The sequence below is a fragment of the Microbacterium sp. CCNWLW41 genome, assembly GCF_037083505.1.
Map to the genome: position 1 here is coordinate 378,989 of NZ_JBAOJP010000003.1, position 17,249 is coordinate 396,237.

13 protein-coding genes are annotated in these 17,249 nt (G+C 72.3%); 12 read left to right on the plus strand and 1 reads right to left on the minus strand.

The window, feature by feature from the left end; genetic code table 11:
- Window positions 1-62 precede the first annotated feature (62 nt).
- The 8 genes from V6R91_RS13495 to V6R91_RS13530 all read left to right on the plus strand — a co-directional run bounded on the left by V6R91_RS13495 (window position 63) and on the right by V6R91_RS13530 (window position 12,451).
- The gene (locus V6R91_RS13495) at window positions 63-1,997 is read left to right on the plus strand and encodes an ABC transporter substrate-binding protein (RefSeq protein ID WP_336395730.1); all 1,935 of its coding nucleotides are present in this window, start codon (window positions 63-65) and stop codon (window positions 1,995-1,997) included.
- A gap of 32 nt (window positions 1,998-2,029) precedes the next feature.
- A complete protein-coding gene (locus V6R91_RS13500; protein ID WP_067250044.1) occupies window positions 2,030-3,022 on the plus strand; it encodes an ABC transporter permease in 993 nt (330 codons plus the stop codon).
- Complete coding sequence (locus V6R91_RS13505) at window positions 3,019-4,134, plus strand: ABC transporter permease (RefSeq protein ID WP_067250041.1); 1,116 nt, start codon at window positions 3,019-3,021, stop codon at window positions 4,132-4,134. Before V6R91_RS13500 ends, V6R91_RS13505 begins: the two co-directional genes overlap by 4 nt.
- Before the next feature lie 14 nt (window positions 4,135-4,148).
- The gene (locus tag V6R91_RS13510; protein WP_336395731.1) at window positions 4,149-5,933 is read left to right on the plus strand and encodes an ABC transporter ATP-binding protein; all 1,785 of its coding nucleotides are present in this window, start codon (window positions 4,149-4,151) and stop codon (window positions 5,931-5,933) included.
- Between the two features lie 2,041 nt (window positions 5,934-7,974).
- The gene (locus V6R91_RS13515; protein WP_271062505.1) at window positions 7,975-9,312 is read left to right on the plus strand and encodes a Gfo/Idh/MocA family protein; all 1,338 of its coding nucleotides are present in this window, start codon (window positions 7,975-7,977) and stop codon (window positions 9,310-9,312) included.
- Entirely contained in the window at window positions 9,309-10,691 is a 1,383-nt protein-coding gene (locus V6R91_RS13520; RefSeq protein ID WP_336395732.1) for a mannitol dehydrogenase family protein, read from the plus strand. Before V6R91_RS13515 ends, V6R91_RS13520 begins: the two co-directional genes overlap by 4 nt.
- Before the next feature lie 366 nt (window positions 10,692-11,057).
- Entirely contained in the window at window positions 11,058-11,459 is a 402-nt protein-coding gene (locus V6R91_RS13525) for a PLD nuclease N-terminal domain-containing protein (protein WP_067249778.1), read from the plus strand.
- Window positions 11,456-12,451 carry an epimerase gene (locus V6R91_RS13530; RefSeq protein WP_442928123.1) on the plus strand — a complete coding sequence of 332 codons (996 nt, stop codon included), beginning with the start codon at window positions 11,456-11,458 and terminating at the stop codon, window positions 12,449-12,451. Before V6R91_RS13525 ends, V6R91_RS13530 begins: the two co-directional genes overlap by 4 nt.
- On the opposite strand, the gene V6R91_RS13535 is transcribed toward V6R91_RS13530, so the two are convergent.
- Window positions 12,438-13,061 carry a TetR/AcrR family transcriptional regulator gene (locus V6R91_RS13535; RefSeq protein ID WP_336395733.1) on the minus strand — a complete coding sequence of 208 codons (624 nt, stop codon included), beginning with the start codon at window positions 13,059-13,061 and terminating at the stop codon, window positions 12,438-12,440. The two genes, V6R91_RS13530 and V6R91_RS13535, sit on opposite strands and share 14 nt — an antisense overlap.
- Before the next feature lie 94 nt (window positions 13,062-13,155).
- Between V6R91_RS13535 and V6R91_RS13540 the strand changes: the two genes are divergently transcribed.
- The 4 genes from V6R91_RS13540 to V6R91_RS13555 are packed head-to-tail and all read left to right on the plus strand — an operon-like array spanning window position 13,156 to window position 17,229.
- Window positions 13,156-13,968 carry a sugar phosphate isomerase/epimerase family protein gene (locus V6R91_RS13540; RefSeq protein WP_231820323.1) on the plus strand — a complete coding sequence of 271 codons (813 nt, stop codon included), beginning with the start codon at window positions 13,156-13,158 and terminating at the stop codon, window positions 13,966-13,968.
- Entirely contained in the window at window positions 13,965-15,089 is a 1,125-nt protein-coding gene (locus tag V6R91_RS13545) for a Gfo/Idh/MocA family protein (protein WP_067249770.1), read from the plus strand. Before V6R91_RS13540 ends, V6R91_RS13545 begins: the two co-directional genes overlap by 4 nt.
- Window positions 15,086-16,225: a Gfo/Idh/MocA family protein gene (locus tag V6R91_RS13550; RefSeq protein ID WP_336395734.1), complete on the plus strand. Its 1,140-nt coding sequence runs from the start codon at window positions 15,086-15,088 to the stop codon at window positions 16,223-16,225. The genes V6R91_RS13545 and V6R91_RS13550 overlap by 4 nt, the downstream gene beginning before the upstream one ends.
- Entirely contained in the window at window positions 16,222-17,229 is a 1,008-nt protein-coding gene (locus tag V6R91_RS13555; RefSeq protein ID WP_336395735.1) for a sugar phosphate isomerase/epimerase family protein, read from the plus strand. Before V6R91_RS13550 ends, V6R91_RS13555 begins: the two co-directional genes overlap by 4 nt.
- The last annotated feature ends 20 nt before the right edge of the window (window positions 17,230-17,249 follow it).

Sequence of the window (17,249 nt, forward strand, 5' to 3'; positions counted from 1 at the left end):
CCCCCCGAGCGCCCGCTCGCCCCGTTTCCCGACAAGGATGTGAGGAAGACATGGATGGCACGATGACGATGTCCCGCCGTTCCCTGCTGATTCTCGGTGGCGCCGGCCTCGGCGCGCTGACGCTGGGACTCGCCGGCTGTACCGGGGAGGGCACGCCGACGTTCGGCGGCGTCACCTCCGACGCCAAGGAGTCCCCGATGCTCGCCGAACGGGTCAAGGCCGGGACGCTTCCGAAGCTGGAGGAGCGGCTGCCCTCCGCCCCGATGATCGTCAAGCCGGTCTCGGGGCCGGGCGCGTTCGGCGGCACGCTCCAGCGCGCCCAGACCTCGGCGACCGACGCCGGCATCGTGCAGGCGTTCGCCGCGGCCGGTCTCATCGAGTGGACGCTGAAGGCGGACGGCGCCCAGCCGAGCATCGCCGAGGAGTACCGCCGCAGCGAGGACAACCGCGAGTACCGATTCACGATCCGCAAGGGTCTGAAGTGGTCGGACGGCGAGCCCTTCACCGCGGACGACGTCCTGTTCGCGATCCAGAACTGGCTGGGGGACACGCGTCTGGTCCCGGCGCCGCCGGTGTGGTTCGCCGATGTCGGACAGACGCTGCCGACGGTGGCGAAGGACGGCGAAGACACCGTGGTGATCACCTTCCGCGAGCCCTTCGCCCTGTTCGAGAAGTACATGTGCCACCCGGCGGTCAGCACCCAGATCATCAAGCCGAAGCACTACCTCGCGGCCTTCCATCCCGACTACACCGACCAGGCGGCCGTCGACGCCGCGGCGAAGGCGGCCGGGTTCGACTCGTGGGACCAGTACTTCGGCGACCGCGACAACCCGTGGACCAACCCCGAGCGGCCGGTGATGGGGGCCTTCCTCGTCACCCGGCCCGCGAACGCGCAGAGCGGCACCGCCGAGCTGGAGCGCAACCCCTTCTACTGGAAGACGGACCCGGACGGGCGGCAGCTGCCGTACGTGGACCGGATCCAGGTGCAGGTGCTCGACCAGTCGGCGCTCGATCTGCGCGCGGCGAACGGCGACCTCGACTTCCAGGGGACCTTCGTCGGATACAACTCCTCCCAGGTGTTCCTCCGCAATGCCGAGCAGAAGGGCTTCTCCCTGCTGCGCTGGCAGTCGGTGGGATCGCTCCTGGCCCTCTGCCCGAACCTCTCGCACAAGGACGAGGCGATCCGCGCCCTGATGCTGAACGCGGACTTCCGCACCGCGCTGTCGTTCGCGATCGACCGCGAGGAGATCAACAAGACGCTGTTGGGCGGGCTCGGCATCGTCCGCCAGCCCAGTGCTACCGAGAACAGCCCGTACGACGTCGGCGGGGGCGGGACGGCGATCGAGTACGACCCCGATCGGGCCAACCGGCTGCTCGACGGGCTCGGACTCGCCCGCAGCGGTGACACGCGCTCCACCGCCGACGGGCGCCCGCTGGAGTTCACGGTCATCTACGTCGACGACAACGCGGGGATCGCGCGGTCGGACGCCCTCCAGATCGTGGCCAAGCACTGGGCCGCGGTCGGCGTGCGCGTGAACCTGCGCCCGGTGGACGCCACGCTCTACGCGCAGCTGCGCAGCACCAACGACTTCGACTTCGACGGCACCACCGTGATCGAGGACGACTGGGACCTGGAGCCGGTCTGGTACATCCCCACCTCCAGCGGGTCCCACTCCGCTCCTGCGTTCGGCATGTGGTACGCCACCAATGGCGCCGACGGCATCGCCCCGCCCGAGGAGATCAAGCAGCTCATGGACCTGTGGGACGAGCTGCGCACCGCGCCCGACGACGACACCCGCATCGCGGCGGGCAAGAAGATCATGGCCCAGCACGACGAGAAGGTCTACATGATCGGGCTGATGAAGCTGCCCTTCGCGCCGGTGATCGTCAGCAAGGATCTCCGGAACGTGCGCGACGACCAGCCGCCGCTGTCCTTCTACTACGGGCGTGAGGGGATCACCAAGACCGAGCAGGTGTCGTTCGCGTCCCCGGCCTGAACACCGTCCCGACCGGATCAAGGAGCACCTCTATGTGGAGATTCATCGGGATGCGCGTGCTGAACGTCGTGCCGACCCTGATCGCCATCTCGATCGTGGCCTTCTTCGTCATCCAGCTGCCTCCCGGTGACTTCCTCACCACGCAGGTGCAGGCGCTGGAGGCGCAGGGCCAGTCCGTGGACCCCGCGTTCGTGGAGGCGCTGCGGGCGCGTTACGGCATCGGCGAGCCGTTCTGGGTGCAGTACGGCAAGTGGATCGGGAACATCGTCATGGCCGGGGACTTCGGCCTGTCCTTCGAGTTCCAGCGCCCCGTCTCGCAGCTGATCCTCGAGCGGCTGCCGCTGACCCTCCTGCTGGGCGTGTCCACCCTGCTGGTGACCTGGCTGATCGCCCTGCCCGCGGGGATCTACTCCGCGATCAAGCAGCGCAAGACCCCGGACTACGTCATCTCGACCATCGGCTTCATCGCTCTCGCGACGCCGAACTTCCTCGCCGCCCTGGTGCTGGCGTACATCGGCTTCGCCTTCTTCGGCCAGAGCGTCGGCGGCCTGTTCTCCCCGGAGTACGTCAACGCGCCGTGGAGCTGGGCGAAGGCGGGCGACCTGCTCGCGCACCTGTGGATCCCGGTCGTGATCCTGTCGCTGGCCGGGACGGCCGGGATCATCCGCACGATGCGGGCCAACATGCTCGACGAGCTGCACAAGCCGTATGTCACGACGGCCAGGGCGAAGGGCATGACCGAGGGTGCGCTGATCCGCAAGTACCCGGTCCGCATCGCGCTCAACCCGTTCGTCTCGACCGCCGGGTGGCACCTGCCGCAGCTGTTCGACGGGGAGGTGATCGTCGCGGTCGTGCTGTCGCTCGGCACCGTCGGACCCCTGCTGCTGGACGCGCTGCGCTCGCAGGACATGTACCTCGCCGGCGGGGTTCTGCTGATCGTCGCCGTCCTCACGGTGATCGGGACGCTCCTGTCCGACATCCTGCTGGCCGTCGTCGACCCCCGAGTCCGATTTGGAAGAGCATGAGCATCCTCGCCCCCGCATCCCCTCCCGAGGCCGTCTCCGCCCCGCCGCGGTCCGCCTCGCAGCGTCAGCTCATCTGGGCGCGCTACCGCAAGCACCGCCTGGCGGTCGTCAGCCTCTGGGTGCTCGGAGCCATGTACGCCGTCGCGCTGTTCGCGGGCTTCTTCGCCCCGTTCTCCAGCCAGTCCACGAGCGCCGACCATGCGTTCCAGCCGCCCCAGGTGCCGCAGTTCAGCGTCAGCGACGGCCTGTTCGTGTACGCCACGACGGGAGAGACGGACATCGACACGCTCGAGCGCGTGTTCACCGAGGACAGGGACACGAAGATCACCCTCGGCTTCTTCGTCCGCGGCGACGAGTACCGGCTGCTCGGGTTCATCCCCGCCGACGTGCACCTGTTCGGCCCCACCGAGCCCGGACAGCGGTGGTACCCGCTCGGTGCGGACAAGAGCGGCGCGGACCTGCTGTCGAAGATCATCTACGGGGCGCAGATCTCCCTGTCGATCGGACTCGTCGGCGTCGCGATATCCCTCGTGCTCGGACTCGTGCTCGGCGGCGTGTCGGGCTACTTCGGCGGCTGGATCGACAACGTCATCCAGAGGGTGATCGAGTTCATCATGTCGATCCCGACCCTCCCGCTGTGGCTCGGGCTCGCTGCGGCGATCCCGCCCCGGTGGGGGCCACTGGAGACGTACCTGATGATCACCGTGATCCTGTCCCTGCTGGGCTGGACGAGCCTCGCGCGGGTCATTCGCGGGCGGTTCCTGCAGACCAGGGACGAGGACTACGTCCTCGCGGCGCGACTGGACGGCGTGAGCACGGGCCGGATCATCTCCCGGCACATGCTGCCCTCGTTCCTGTCGCACATCATCGCGACCGTGAGCCTCGCGGTCCCCGCCATGATCCTGGCCGAGACCTCGTTGTCCTTCCTGGGGCTGGGCCTGCGCGCCCCGGCGGTCTCCTGGGGCGTGCTGCTCCAGGACGCCCAGAGCGTGCAGGCGGTCGCGGCGGCTCCGTGGCTGCTGCTGCCGGGCGTCGCGGTCGTGGTGGCCGTGGTGGCGTTCAACTTCGTCGGCGACGGTCTCCGGGACTCCGCCGACCCGTACGGCAACTGAGAGGACGACGATCCATGACCGATGACATCCTGTCGATCGCGGGGCTTCGGACCTCGTTCTTCACCGACGGCGGGGAGGTCGAGGCCGTCCGCGGCATCGACCTCTCCGTGCCGCGGGGCACCACCACGTGCATCGTGGGGGAGTCGGGATCCGGCAAGTCCGCCACGGCGCGCTCGATCATGCAGCTGGTCGACGTCCCGGGACGCGTCGTCGGCGGATCCATCGACTTCCGGGCCGCGCCCGAGTCGGCGCCGGTCGACATCGCGGCCCTCCATCCGCGCGGGGCGCCGATCCGGGCGATCCGCGGCAAGGACATCGGCATGATCTTCCAGGAGCCGATGTCGGCGCTGAGCCCGGTGCACACGGTGGGCGACCAGATCGCCGACGTGCTGCGCACCCACGAGGGCGCGAAGTACAAGGACCCGGCCGTGCGCCGGCGCATCGTCGAGGAGCTGGAACTGGTCGGCATCCCCCGCGCGGAGGAACGGATCGACGCCTACACCTTCCAGCTGTCCGGCGGGATGCGCCAGCGCGTCATGATCGCCATGGCCCTGATCTCCCGTCCGTCGCTGCTCATCGCCGACGAGCCGACCACCGCCCTCGACGTCACCACCCAGGCGCAGATCCTGGACCTGCTGCGCGAGCTCAAGCAGAGCCTGTCGATGTCGATGCTCTTCATCACGCACGACCTCGGCGTCGTCGCCGAGGTCGCCGACCACGTCGTCGTGATGCGCCGGGGCGAGATCGTGGAACGGGGGAGCGTGGAGGAGATCTTCCACGCCCCGCAGCACCCGTACACCCGGCAGCTCCTCGACGCCCTCCCGCAGCGGCAGGCCGAGAACGGGGCCTCGGCCCGGCGTCGTGCGACGCCGTCGCCGCCCGAGGAGCGGGAGCGGCCGATCCTCGAGGTCCGGGACCTCACCGTCGAGTTCCAGGCCCGCACGGGCCGCCGCTTCGGCTCGCGCAGGACGAGCACCTTCCGGGCGCTCGACCGCGTGGGCTTCACGCTCGAGCGGGGCAGGACGCTCGGGGTCGTGGGCGAGTCCGGGTGCGGGAAGACGACGCTCGGACGGACGCTCCTGCGCGCCTACACGCCTCAGGACGGGAGCATCCTCTACCGCCACGACGCCGGCTCCGAGGTGGACCTCGCACAGGTGAGCGGTGCCGGCCTGCTGCCGTACCGTCGTCACATCCGGATGATGTTCCAGGATCCCTACGGCTCGCTGAACCCGCGCATGACCGTGGAGCAGGTGATCACCGAGCCGCTCGCGGCGGCGCGCACCGGGACGGCCGCCGAGCGCCGGGAGAAGGCGGCGTCGCTGCTGACCAGGGTGGGGCTGAGCCCGGACGCGCTCAGCAGGTATCCTCACGCGTTCTCCGGCGGGGAGCGTCAGCGCATCGGGATCGCCCGTGCCCTCATCACCGACCCCCGGATCGTCGTCGCCGACGAGGCGGTGTCGGCGCTGGACGTGTCCGTGCGTCGACAGGTGCTCGAGCTGTTCGCCGAGCTGCAGGAGGAGCTCGACCTGACGTACGTGTTCATCTCGCACGACCTCTCCGTCGTGGAGTCGATCAGCGACCACGTGGCGGTGATGTACTACGGGCGCATCGTGGAGTACGGCGTTGCCGAGCAGGTGTTCACCGACCCGCAGCACGGGTACACGCGGTCACTGCTGTCCGCCATCCCCGTGGCGGATCCGCGCGAGCGCGGGCGCCGCGAGCGCGTCGCGTACCGTCCGGAGGAGGGCGAGGTCACGATGCTCACCACCGACACCCGGGTCGTTCAGCCGCTCAAGTAGCCGATCGCCGACGGCGCCCGCGTAGCCGGGGAGCACCCACTGCCAGCGTCCGGCGGAGGCGTCCCATGCCCGGGTGCGCGCCTCCTGCTCGGGGGCGGGGCGCTCGTCGAGGTCGAGGCCGACCGCCGGTCCGCAGATGGCGGCGGCGACCGCCGCCGTGAAGCGGCGCGCGCCCCGCCCGACCAGCGTCAGTCGGGTGTACCGCCCCGTCGGGAGGAGGCCGTCCGCCGCGCCGACGACGGCGTGCAGAAGATCGCGCACGCGCGCGGCCTCAAGCGCGTCGCCGAGGCTCAGCAGGTCGCACAGCAGCGTGTAGTCGGGTCCGATGATGTCGTCCCCGCGGGCCGGCGCACGACCGACGGCGCGGACGGCGCCGGTCCCGCGGACGTCGAGCACGAGGGTCGCCGCCCTGTCGCCGTCGAGGACCTCGGCGTCGTCGTCCAGGCCGTCCGTGGGCACGCCGACGACGACCCGGAGCCGGTCGGTCGCCTCGTCCGGGGCGAACAGCACCGCCGAGGTGTGGATCCCGCGGTCGGTGAGCCAGAACCCCTGCCGGGCGACGCCGCCGCGGCAGCGGATCCCGGGGAACCACCGCGGCATGCGCGCCGGCGCCGGGTCCCCGGCGGCGAGCACGGCGTGGCGCAGCCAGTCCCGTGCGGACTCCGCATCCGCGGCCCGACGGGGGCCGGCGCCGCGGTCGGCGTCCTCGAGCGTGCGTTCGAAGATCATCGGCTCGTCGGGGTGGGCGGCCCGCACCCCGTCCGGGTACACGGCCAGATCGGCGGCGGTCGCCGGCGTCTCGTCGGCGGCCGGGCGGGCGTCCTCGGCGGTCGTCGGCGGCGCCTGCTCGTCGGCGAGCACGCGCCGGAAGAACGCCACGGCCCGTGCGCGCAGGGCGGCCGAGTATGCGTGCCCCTCGTCGGCGACCGCGAGCTCGACGGGAGGCATGCCGACGCGCTCGCGGACCTCGTCCATGCGCCGGACGGTGTCGAGGGTCCCCGCCAGGGGGAAGAAGTCGTAGGCGGCGGCGAGCACGAGGACCGGACGCGGGGCCATCGCCAGCAGCAGCTGGGCGTGGTCCACTCCATGCGCGAGACCTCCCCGCACGATCTGCTCGGCGTCCTGCGCCTGGCCGGACACGATCGACACGTCGCGTGCGGTGACGAAGGTCGCCGGCGCTGCGGCGGCCAGGCGATCCTCCACCGCGCACAGGAGGGTGACCAGGGAACCCCCGCCGCTGTGTCCGGTGACGCCCACCCGCCCCGGGTCCACGGCGTCGAGACCCTGCAGGACCGAGATGCCCGCTCGGGCGTCCTCGATGAAGAAGCGGGCGGGGGAGAACCCGTGCCACCAGCTCTGGACGCCGGCGTACGTGTGCTCCCTCGTCCCCCAGCCCACCGCGGGGGCCTCGCCGGGCGGGTAGCTGTGGCGCTCGCCCTGCCCGATCGGGTCCGGCACGAGCACGACGAGTCCCGCACGGCACAGGGCGCGGGCGAGGAGCTGGTACTCGGGGTCCGCCTTCGCCGCGTCCGTGTGCCCGCAGGCGAGCAGCACCGCCCCGGTCGGGGACGACAGGCCCGAGGGGGTGTAGAGGGTCGCCGGTACGTGGGCGCGCGGACGCGGGGCGTAGACGATCCGCTCGACGCGCATCCCGGGCAGATCGAACCCGCCGTGCACGGTGTGGGGGACGGGCCCGAGGGGCATCGGGCCGCCGAGCGCATCGTGGACGACCGCGCGGACCCTCTGCTGCAGCGCGCGGAGCCCCTCGGCGTCGCTGATCCCGTCCAGCGCACGCCGCCCCGCCTCGACCGCCTCGATCGTGCGTCGCTCGACGGCACGCCGCAGATCGTGCTCGGCGTCGTGGTGTCCGTTCAGGTGCGGTGCGAAAGCGAGGGACGGCGCCTGTCGCGGTGCCTCTCGCTGCGTCTCAGCGGTCATCGGGCCTCCTCGTCCGCGGGCCAGCCTAGCGCCGAGAACGGCGATTGGTGAATATTGCTGCATGCGCTTGCGACAGTTGCGGCTTCTTTGGCAGGGTGGAGGCATGACCGCTTCGGCCGCCCGCCCTCCCCGTCGCCGATACGCCCTCTGCGGGCTCTCCAACCGGGGCGTCGCGAGCTTCGCCCGGCCCCTGATGGGCGTCACGGGCGAGGGGCGCGACGCGGCGCTCGGCTACGGCACGGATCCGGACGACCTCTCCGGCTCCGCGGAGCTGGTCGCGGTGCTCGACGCCGACCCCGCCCGGACCGCGGCGTTCCTCGATACCGTCGTCCCGGAGGGGCACGCCGCCGTGCGCGGCTACGGTCCGGACGAGGTGGGGCGCATGATCGAGGAGACCGCGCCGGACGCGGTCATCGTCGCCACGCCGGACGCGACCCACGTCGACTACATCCTCGCCGCCCTGGAGCGCGGCGTCGACGTCCTCAGCGAGAAGCCGATGACCTCGACCGCGGCCGACGCCGCCCGCGTCCTGGCGGCGGAGCAGCGCTCGCGCGGCCGGGTGATCGTGACCCACAACCTGCGCTACTCGGCCCGTCACCTGGCACTGAAGCGCCTGATCGCCGAGGGAGGCATCGGCCGGGTCACCTACGCCACGCTCGAGTACCACGTGGACGCCCGGCACGGATCCAGCTACTTCCTCCGCTGGAACCGCACGCGGGCCCGATCCGGAGGCCTCTCGGTCCACAAGAGCACCCATCACCTGGACCTGGCGTCCTGGCTCGTCGACAGCGAGCCGGCCCGGGTGTTCGCCGTCGGCACCCGCAACCACTACGGTCCGGACGGCCCGCTCCGGCCGCGCGCGGGGGAGGAGGGCACGGATCCGTACTCCGCGCTCAGTCCCGACGCGGCCACCGAGGACGGGGCGCGCGTCGGCCTGTTCGGGCTGCCCTACGAGCTGCAGTATCCGCGCGGGCGCCGCTTCACGCCCTTCGACGAGGAGATCGACATCGAGGACACGTACGTCGCCACCGTCGAGTTCGCCAGCCGCGCCGCCCTCGCCTACACGATCGACTTCTCCTCGCCGTGGGAGGGGTACCGGCTGAGCGTCACCGGAACCCACGGACGCGTCGAGACCGTCTCCGGACGCGACCGGGAAGGGCGTCCGCTCCCCGGGTCCGATGCGCTCCGGCACGAGCCGCTGTTCGGAGAGCCCCGACGGATCGCGATCGACGCCGGACGCGGCGGGCACGACGGATCCGACACGACCATGCGCCGGCACCTCTTCGGGGCCGGGCTCGCCGACGCCGACCGGCTGGACGTGGCGGCGTCCAGCAGGCAGGCGGCGTTCGCGGTGGCGGCCGGTGAGGCGATGTGGCGCTCCGCCCTCTCCGGGCGCGCCGAGGACGTGGCGGCGCTGCTCGGGACGGAGGCGGCGGCATGATCCGGGACGCGCTGGGGCGGCTGTCGGAGGAGGCCGTGCCGGGGGTCTCGTCGTCCCGCGTTTCGCTTCCCGCCCGCCGGCCGAGCGGCATCGGGATCGTGCACCTCGGCGCGGGCGCGTTCTTCCGCGCGCATCAGGCGGTGTTCACCGAACGCGCCTTCGCCCGCGGCGGCGCGGACGGGTGGGGCATCCTGGCGGTGACCGGGCAGCGGCCGGACGTGGCGGACGCGCTGCGTCCGCAGGACGGGCTGTACGGCGTCCTGGAGCGCTCCGACGACGCCGACCGGGTCGACGTCGTCGGCTCGGTGCGCGACGCCGCGGCGGGGGAGCGGGACGCGGACCGGGTGGCCGCGGCGATCGCCGCCGAGGAGACGCACGTCGTGACCCTGACGATCACGGAGAAGGCGTACACCGGAGAGCCGTCGCGTCCGCTGCGGACGCTCCGCGACGGCCTCCAGCGGCGGGCGCGGAGCCACGGCGGCGCGCTCGCCGTCATCAGCTGCGACAACCTCCGCGACAACGGCGCCGTGCTCCGCGCCGCGATGGAGCGCATCGTCGACGACCGCACCCGACGCTGGATGAGGGATGCGGTGACGTTCCCGCGCACGATGGTGGACCGGATCGTCCCCGCGACCACGGACGACGACCGAAAGCGCGTACAGGCGCTTCTCGGAGTCCGTGACGAGGCGGTCGTCGTCGCCGAGCCGTTCGCGCAGTGGGTCATCGCGGACGAGTTCGTCGGACCGCGGCCGGAGTGGGAGCGGGCCGGAGCGATCCTCACCGATGAGGTGTCGCGCTGGGAGGACATGAAGATCCGCACCCTCAACGCCGCGCACCTGCTCCTCGCGTACGAGGGCGCCCTGCGCGGGCACGGGACGATCCACGAGTGCGCTGCCGACGCCTCGCTGGCGAGCGCCGTCCGCGGTCTCATGGCGCAGACGGCGCAGACCTTCACGGCGCCGCGGGGTGCCGATGTCGCCGGTTACCAGGCGCAGACCCTCGAGCGCTTCGCGAACCCGGCGATCGGGCACACGGTGCGCCAGATCGCGAAGGACGGCACGGAGAAGCTGCCGGTGCGACTGCTCGCGCCGCTGCGCGAGCTCCGCCGGCGCGGAACGGCCGCCGACGGATTCGACCTGATCGCTCGCGCGGTCGCGGCGTGGATGGCCCTGGTCCGTGTTCGGCCGGACCTCCTCGACGATCCCCGTGCCGAGGCCGTGGGCGCGGCCGCGGCCGGGAGCGGGGACCCGAGGAGCCTGGTCACCTCCCTGCTGACGCTGACCGACGTGTTCGGCACGGACCTCGCGGCGGATGCCGTCGTGGTCGACGCGCTCGTCGACCAGGTCGCCGACCTGCTCCGGCAGAGCCGCACTGCGTGACCCCCCGTCCCCTCTCGCCGTCCTCGCCGCCGCGTGGAATCAGGCGATCGCGTGGGATCAGGCGGGTTAGTGGGTGGAGTGCCTGTTCTGGCGCGTTTGCCTGATCTGGCGGGGCGTGTGTGCGCTGGGTTGCTGCCGCGTGGGGTCAGGCGATCGCGTGGGATCAGGCGGGTGGGGGCGCGGGATGCCTGTTCTGGCGCGTGTGCCTGATCTGGCGGGGCGTGTGTGCGCTGGGTTGCTGCCGCGTGGGGTCAGGCGGTCGCGTGGGATCAGGCGGGTGGGGGCGCGGGATGCCTGTTCTGGCGCGTGTGCCTGATCCGGCCGGGGGTTCCTCGGGGATGCGGGCGGCGCGGCTAGGCTGAGGGCATGGCGGTCCTCTTCTCGCTGTTGGTGCTCGCGCTCATGATCGGGGCGCTGATCGACATCATCACGCGCGAGGACGGGCAGGTGAAGCACCTGCCGAAGGTGTTCTGGATCATCCTCGTGGTCATCCTGCCGCTCGCCGGGAGCATCATCTGGTTCCTCGTCGGGCGCGAGTACGGCGACTCCGGCGTCCGCATCCCGCGGATGCGCGGCGAACGGCGCGGCCCGGCCGCGCCCGCGGCGCCGTCGGTCCCGCCGGCGCCGGTCGACACCCGGACGACCGAGCAGCAGATCGCCGACCTCGACCGCGAGATCGAGGAGTGGCGCCTGCGCGCGGAGATCGAGCGGCGCCGCCGCGAGTCCGGCGACGGGACGCCCTCGGACGGGAACGGCTCGGGCTCGTGAGCGCCCTGCCGCCCCCGCGTCCTCGCGCCGTGATCGGCGGCGGCAGCGGATACCTCGGCACCGCGCTGCGCGACGCCCTCCGCGTCGACGGGTACGAGGTCCGCACCATCGGCCGCTCCGGAACGGCCGATGCGCGATGGTCGGACCCGGACTCCCTCCGCCGCGTCGTGGACGGGGCGGAGCTCGTCATCGGCCTCGCCGGGAAGCGCGTGGACTGCCGCTACACGGACCGCAACCGCGAGGAGATCCTCCGCTCGCGGGTGGAGACGACCCGGGCGCTGCGCCGGGCCATCGCCGACGCCGCGCAGCCGCCCGCCGTGTGGATGAACGGAAGCTCGGCGACCGCCTACCGCTACGCGCTGGACCGCCCGCAGACCGAGGCCGACGACTCCCTCGACACCGGCTTCTCACCCGACGTCACCAGGGCGTGGGAGGCGGCGCTGTTCGAGGGCGAGCTGCCGGGGACCCGACGGATCGCCCTGCGCACCTCCCTGGTGCTCGGTCGCGACGCGCCGGTGATGACCATGCTCCTGCGGCTGGCCCGTCTCGGGGCGGGCGGCCCGCAGATCGACGGGTGGTGGTTCCCGCACCGCCGCTACCGCGGGATCGGACCGGAGCCGACCGAGCCGGCTCCGCCCGGATACGTCCGCTCGCACGGGCGGCAGATGTTCAGCTGGATGCATGAGGCGGACTTCGTCGAGGCGATCCGGTTCCTGCGCGACCACGACGAGATCTCCGGCCCTGTGAACATGGCGGCCCCGCACGCCGTGGACAACCGCACTCTCATGCGCACGCTCCGACGCGCCGTCCATGCCCCGTTCGGCATCCCCGCGTGGCGGTTCGTGCTGGAGCCGGGGATGTGGGTCCTGCGCACCGAGTCGGAGCTCGTGCTCAAGAGCCGGTGGGTGACTCCCGGCGTGCTCGCCGACGCCGGGTTCCGCTTCCGCTACCCGCGGCTCGACGAGGCCGTGGCGGACATCACCCGCCGCTGACGTCCGCGGGCCGCGAGGGACGGAAGAGGTCGATCAGCGCCCGGAGCCGATCCGTCATGTCGAGTCCCGGATCCAGCAGCCACTGGACCTGCAGCCCGTCCATGGCGGCGACGAGCAGGCTCGCCGCCGTGTCGGGGTCCAGGTCGCCGCGGAGGAGGCCGGCCTCCTGCCCGCGCGCGATCCGCCGCCGGAAGCCCTCGGTCGTGCGGCGGTAGCGTTCCGTGAAGTACGCCCGTCGTTCCGTGTCGGTGGTGTCCGCGGCGGCGAGGGCGGCGACGGTGGTGAAGAGGGCGACGAGCCCCGGCACGGTGGCGTTGTGGTCGACGAGGGCGAGGGACGCCCCGAAGCCGCCGTCGTCGTCGGCCGGGAACATCCGGCGGTTCACCTCGTCGCGGTGGCGCACGATCTCGAGCATCAGTCCCTCGCGGGAGCGGAAGTGGTGGAGCAGGCCCGGCTTGGAGCGCCCGACCTCGTCGGCGATGCGCTGGAGGGTCGCGGCGTCCCAGCCGTCCTCGGCGAGCACGCGGAGGGCGGCGTCGAGCACGTCGAGCCGGAACTGCTCGGTCTTGGCGTAGCTGCCGCGGCGTGCGCCGCCCTCGGGATCGGACATGGCGAAACTCTACCGTTGTTCCGGATTCGGGTGTAGCGTCGATGAAAACCGACCTCTGGTCGAGGTTCGGATATTCGACGACGAAGGCACCGGCATGACATCTCCCGAACTCTCCCTCCAGCTCTACACCGTGCGCGACGCCCTGTCCGCAGACCTTCCCGGAACCCTCGACCGCATCGCCGCGCTGGGTGTGCGCAACGTCGAGGCGTTCGGCTTCGTCGGCAACGCCGCGGCCCTCCGGGCGGCCTACGACGCCGCGGGGCTGACGGCACCGAGCGGCCACGCGAACTTCCTCTCCGACGAGCTGCGCTTCGGGGACGACGTGGTGACGGTGCCCCCGTTCACGTCGATCCTCGACGACGCCGCGACACTCGGCGTGGAGGTCCTGATCGACCCCATGGTGCTCGCTCCGCGCTGGTCGAGCGCCGACGAGGTCGCCAAGACCGCGGAGCGGCTGAACGGGCTGGTGGATGAGGCCGCGTCCCGCGGGATCCGGCTCGGCTACCACAACCACTCGCAGGAGTTCCATCACGACATCGACGGCGTCCCCGCGCTGGAGCACTTCGCCGGGCTCCTCGACGACCGCGTCGTCCTCGAGGTGGACGCGTTCTGGGCGGCGACCGGCGGGCAGGACGTCCCCGCTCTGCTCCGGCGCCTGGGCGACCGGGTCCGGCTCCTGCACATGAAGGACGGCGTGATCGGCGCCGATCCCTTCCGCGCGGACGACCCCACCGAGGTGACCCTCGATCAGCGCGTCGCGGGCGAGGGCGACCTCGACACGGGCGCGATCCTCGCCGCGGCCCCGGCCGCCGAGTACGCCGTCATCGAGTTCGACGTGTACGACGGCGACCTCTTCGACGCGATCGCGCGCAGCGCCGACGCCCTGCGCGCGGAGGGCGTGCGATGAGCGCCGGCCCCGTCGGAGTCGGCTTCATCGGCACCGGGATGATCAGCGACACGTACCTGGAGAACCTCACCTCCTTCCCGGACATCCGCGTGGTGATCCTCGGCGACATCGACACCGCGCGGGCGGCCGCGCAGGCGGCCAAGCACGGGGTGGCCGAGAGCGGCACCCCGGAGCAGGTGCTCGCGCACCCGGACGTGGAGATCGTCGTCAACCTCACGATCCCCGCGGCGCACGTGCCGGTGAGCCTGGCGGCGATCGCCGCGGGCAAGCACGTGTGGAGCGAGAAGCCGATCGGGATCGACCGCGACGCGGCCCGGGAGCTGCTCGCCGCCGCCGACGCCGCCGGGCTACGCGTGGGGATCGCCCCGGACACCGTCCTCGGGCCCGGGCTCCAGACCGCTCGCCGCGCCATCGCGCGGGGTGACATCGGCACGCCCCTGTCGGCGCAGACGGCGATGCAGTACATCGGCCCGGACGTCTTCCACCCGAACCCCGACTTCCTCTTCGCCCGGGGTGCCGGACCCGTGATCGACATGGGCCCGTACTACGTCACGGCCCTGGTCAACGTGCTCGGCCCGGTGGCGAGCGTGGCGGCGGTCGGGCTGCGCGGTCGCGAGGTGCGGACGGTGCAGGTCGGGGACCGGGCCGGGGCGGAGTTCCCCGTGGAGGTGCCCACGCTCGTCCAGGCGATCGCCCGCTTCGAGCAGGGCGCCACCAGCCAGAGCGTGTTCAGCTTCGACTCGCCGCTGGGCCGGACGGGCCTCGTCGAGATCACCGGCACCGAGGGCACCATGGTGATCCCGGATCCCAACACGTTCGGCGGGGAGGTCCGGATCACGCCGGTGCCCACCCTCGCCGGGATGCGGAGCGAGCCGGAGTGGCGCACCGTCCCGCGGGTCGGCGTCGAGGCCGGTCGAGGCCTCGGCGTGCTGGACATGGCGAGGGCGATCCGGGGCGGTCTGCCGCACATCGCCACGGGCGAGCTCGGCTACCACGTCTTCGACACGCTGATGGCGATCGAGGAGTCGGTCGGAAGCGGGCGGTTCGTCGACGTGGAGAGCACCGTCGGCGAGATCCCGCTGGTGCCGGAGGACCGGGATCCGTTCGAGGCGACGCTGTGACGCGATCGAACCTCTCCGGTATCGGGCTGCGCGCGGGGTTCCTCGGCACCGGGTTCATGGCGGCGGTGCACAGCCGTGCGGCGCGCGCCGCGGGGGCGGAGACCGCGGTGATCGCGGGCTCGCGTCCCGAGCGCGGTGCCGTGGCCGCCGGCGAGCTCGGCATCGCGGCGGCCGCCGCGGGCATCGAGGACCTGCTGGAGTCCTGCGACGTGGTGCACGTCTGCACGCCGAACGCGCGGCACGCGGAGCAGGCGCACGCCGCGATCGCGGCCGGGCGTCACGTCGTGTGCGAGAAGCCGCTGGCCACCACGGTCGAGGACGCCGAGGCGCTCGCCGCCGCCGTGACCGCCGCCGGGCTCGTCGGCGCCGTCCCGTTCGTCTACCGCTACCACCCGATGGTGCGCCGCGCCCGGGAGATCGTGGCCTCCGGGGAGGCGGGCGCCATCCTCACGATCGACGGCGCGTACCTCCAGGACTGGATGCTCCGGGCCACCGACACGAACTGGCGGGCCGACGCGGCCGCGGGCGGGGCGTCCCGTGCCTTCGCGGACATCGGCTCGCACCTGTGCGACCTCGTCGAGTTCGTGACCGGGGACCGCATCGTCGCGCTCAGCGCGCGGACCCGGACCGTGTTCGGCGAGCGCGGGGGCGCGAGCGTGGCGAACGAGGACATCGCCGCGGTGGTGGCGCAGTTCGCCGGCGGAGCCCTCGCCACCCTCCTGGTGAGCCAGATGGCCCCGGGCCGCAAGAACGGGCTCGTCATCGAGCTGCATGGGACCTCGTCCTCCGTGCGCTTCGAGCAGGAGGACCCGGAGCGCCTGTGGATCGGCGAGGAGAACGGTTCCCGGCTCATCCGTCGCGAACCCGGGATGCCCGGCGACCGAGGGCTGTCGCTCGTCCCGTCCGGTCATCCGATGGGCTATCAGGACGCCTTCGACGCGTTCGTGGCGGACGTGTACGCCGCCGTGCGCGGCGCGGAGCCGGACGGCCTGCCGACCTTCGCGGACGGCCTCCGCGCCGCCGTCGTCACCGCCGCCGTGCTGGAGTCCGCCGCCGGCGGCGGGCGCTGGGTCACGCTCGCGCCGGCCGCATCCGGCAGCACCACCACGGACATCGACACCGAGGAGAAGTCATGAGCACGCACCCGGTCACCCTGTTCACCGGCCAGTGGGCCGACCTGCCGTTCGAGGAGGTCGCGCGCCTCGCCGCCTCCTGGGAGTACGACGGCCTGGAGATCGCCGCGTCCGGCGACCACCTCGACCTCCAGCGCGCCGATGAGGACGACGCGTACCTCGCGTCCCGGAAGGAGATCCTGGATCGCCATGGCCTGACCGTCTTCGCCCTGTCCAACCACCTCGCGGGCCAGGCGGTCTGCGATGCGCCCATCGACTTCCGCCACCGCGCCATCCTTCGCGAGTACGTGTGGGGCGACGGCGACGCCGAGGGGGTGCGGCAGCGTGCCGCCGAGGACATGAAGCGCGCGGCCCGGGTCGCCCGCAAGCTCGGCGTGGACACGGTCGTGGGCTTCACGGGCTCGTCGATCTGGCCGTACGTGGCGATGTTCCCGCCGGTCGGGGCAGATGTGATCGAGGCGGGCTTCGAGGACTTCGCCTCCCGGTGGAACCCGATCCTGGACGTGTTCGACGGCGAGGGCGTGCGGTTCGCCCACGAAGTCCACCCGGGCGAGATCGCCTACGACTACTGGAGCTCCGTGCGGGCGCTGGAGGCGATCGAGCACCGCCAGGCGTTCGGCTTCAACTGGGATCCGTCGCACATGATGTGGCAGAACATCGATCCGGTGGGGTTCATCGTCGACTTCGCGGACCGGATCTACCACGTCGACTGCAAGGACACCCGGATGCGCCCGCACAACGGCCGCGCCGGCGTGCTCGGCTCGCACCTGCCGTGGGGCGACCCGCGCCGCGGCTGGGACTTCGTCTCGACCGGGCACGGCGACGTGCCGTGGGAGGACGCCTTCCGGGCCCTGGACGCGATCGGCTATGCCGGGCCGATCTCGATCGAGTGGGAGGACGCCGGGATGGACCGGCTGCACGGCGCCGCCGAAGCGGTGACGTTCGTGCGGTCCCTGCTGTGGCCGAAGCCCGCCGCCTCCTTCGACGCCGCGTTCTCGAACCAGTAGCCCGGGTCCGCCGCGTCCCG

Excerpts from the sequence above, each read along its gene's own strand:
- V6R91_RS13495 (WP_336395730.1), top strand. The coding sequence starts at position 63 with ATGACGATGTCCCGCCGTTCCCTGCTGATTCTCGGTGGCGCCGGCCTC.
- V6R91_RS13500 (WP_067250044.1), top strand. The coding sequence starts at position 2,030 with ATGTGGAGATTCATCGGGATGCGCGTGCTGAACGTCGTGCCGACCCTG.
- V6R91_RS13505 (WP_067250041.1), top strand. The coding sequence starts at position 3,019 with ATGAGCATCCTCGCCCCCGCATCCCCTCCCGAGGCCGTCTCCGCCCCG.
- V6R91_RS13510 (WP_336395731.1), top strand. The coding sequence starts at position 4,149 with ATGACCGATGACATCCTGTCGATCGCGGGGCTTCGGACCTCGTTCTTC.
- V6R91_RS13515 (WP_271062505.1), top strand. The coding sequence starts at position 7,975 with ATGACCGCTTCGGCCGCCCGCCCTCCCCGTCGCCGATACGCCCTCTGC.
- V6R91_RS13520 (WP_336395732.1), top strand. The coding sequence starts at position 9,309 with ATGATCCGGGACGCGCTGGGGCGGCTGTCGGAGGAGGCCGTGCCGGGG.
- V6R91_RS13525 (WP_067249778.1), top strand. The coding sequence starts at position 11,058 with ATGGCGGTCCTCTTCTCGCTGTTGGTGCTCGCGCTCATGATCGGGGCG.
- V6R91_RS13535 (WP_336395733.1), bottom strand. The coding sequence starts at position 13,061 with ATGTCCGATCCCGAGGGCGGCGCACGCCGCGGCAGCTACGCCAAGACC.
- V6R91_RS13540 (WP_231820323.1), top strand. The coding sequence starts at position 13,156 with ATGACATCTCCCGAACTCTCCCTCCAGCTCTACACCGTGCGCGACGCC.
- V6R91_RS13545 (WP_067249770.1), top strand. The coding sequence starts at position 13,965 with ATGAGCGCCGGCCCCGTCGGAGTCGGCTTCATCGGCACCGGGATGATC.
- V6R91_RS13555 (WP_336395735.1), top strand. The coding sequence starts at position 16,222 with ATGAGCACGCACCCGGTCACCCTGTTCACCGGCCAGTGGGCCGACCTG.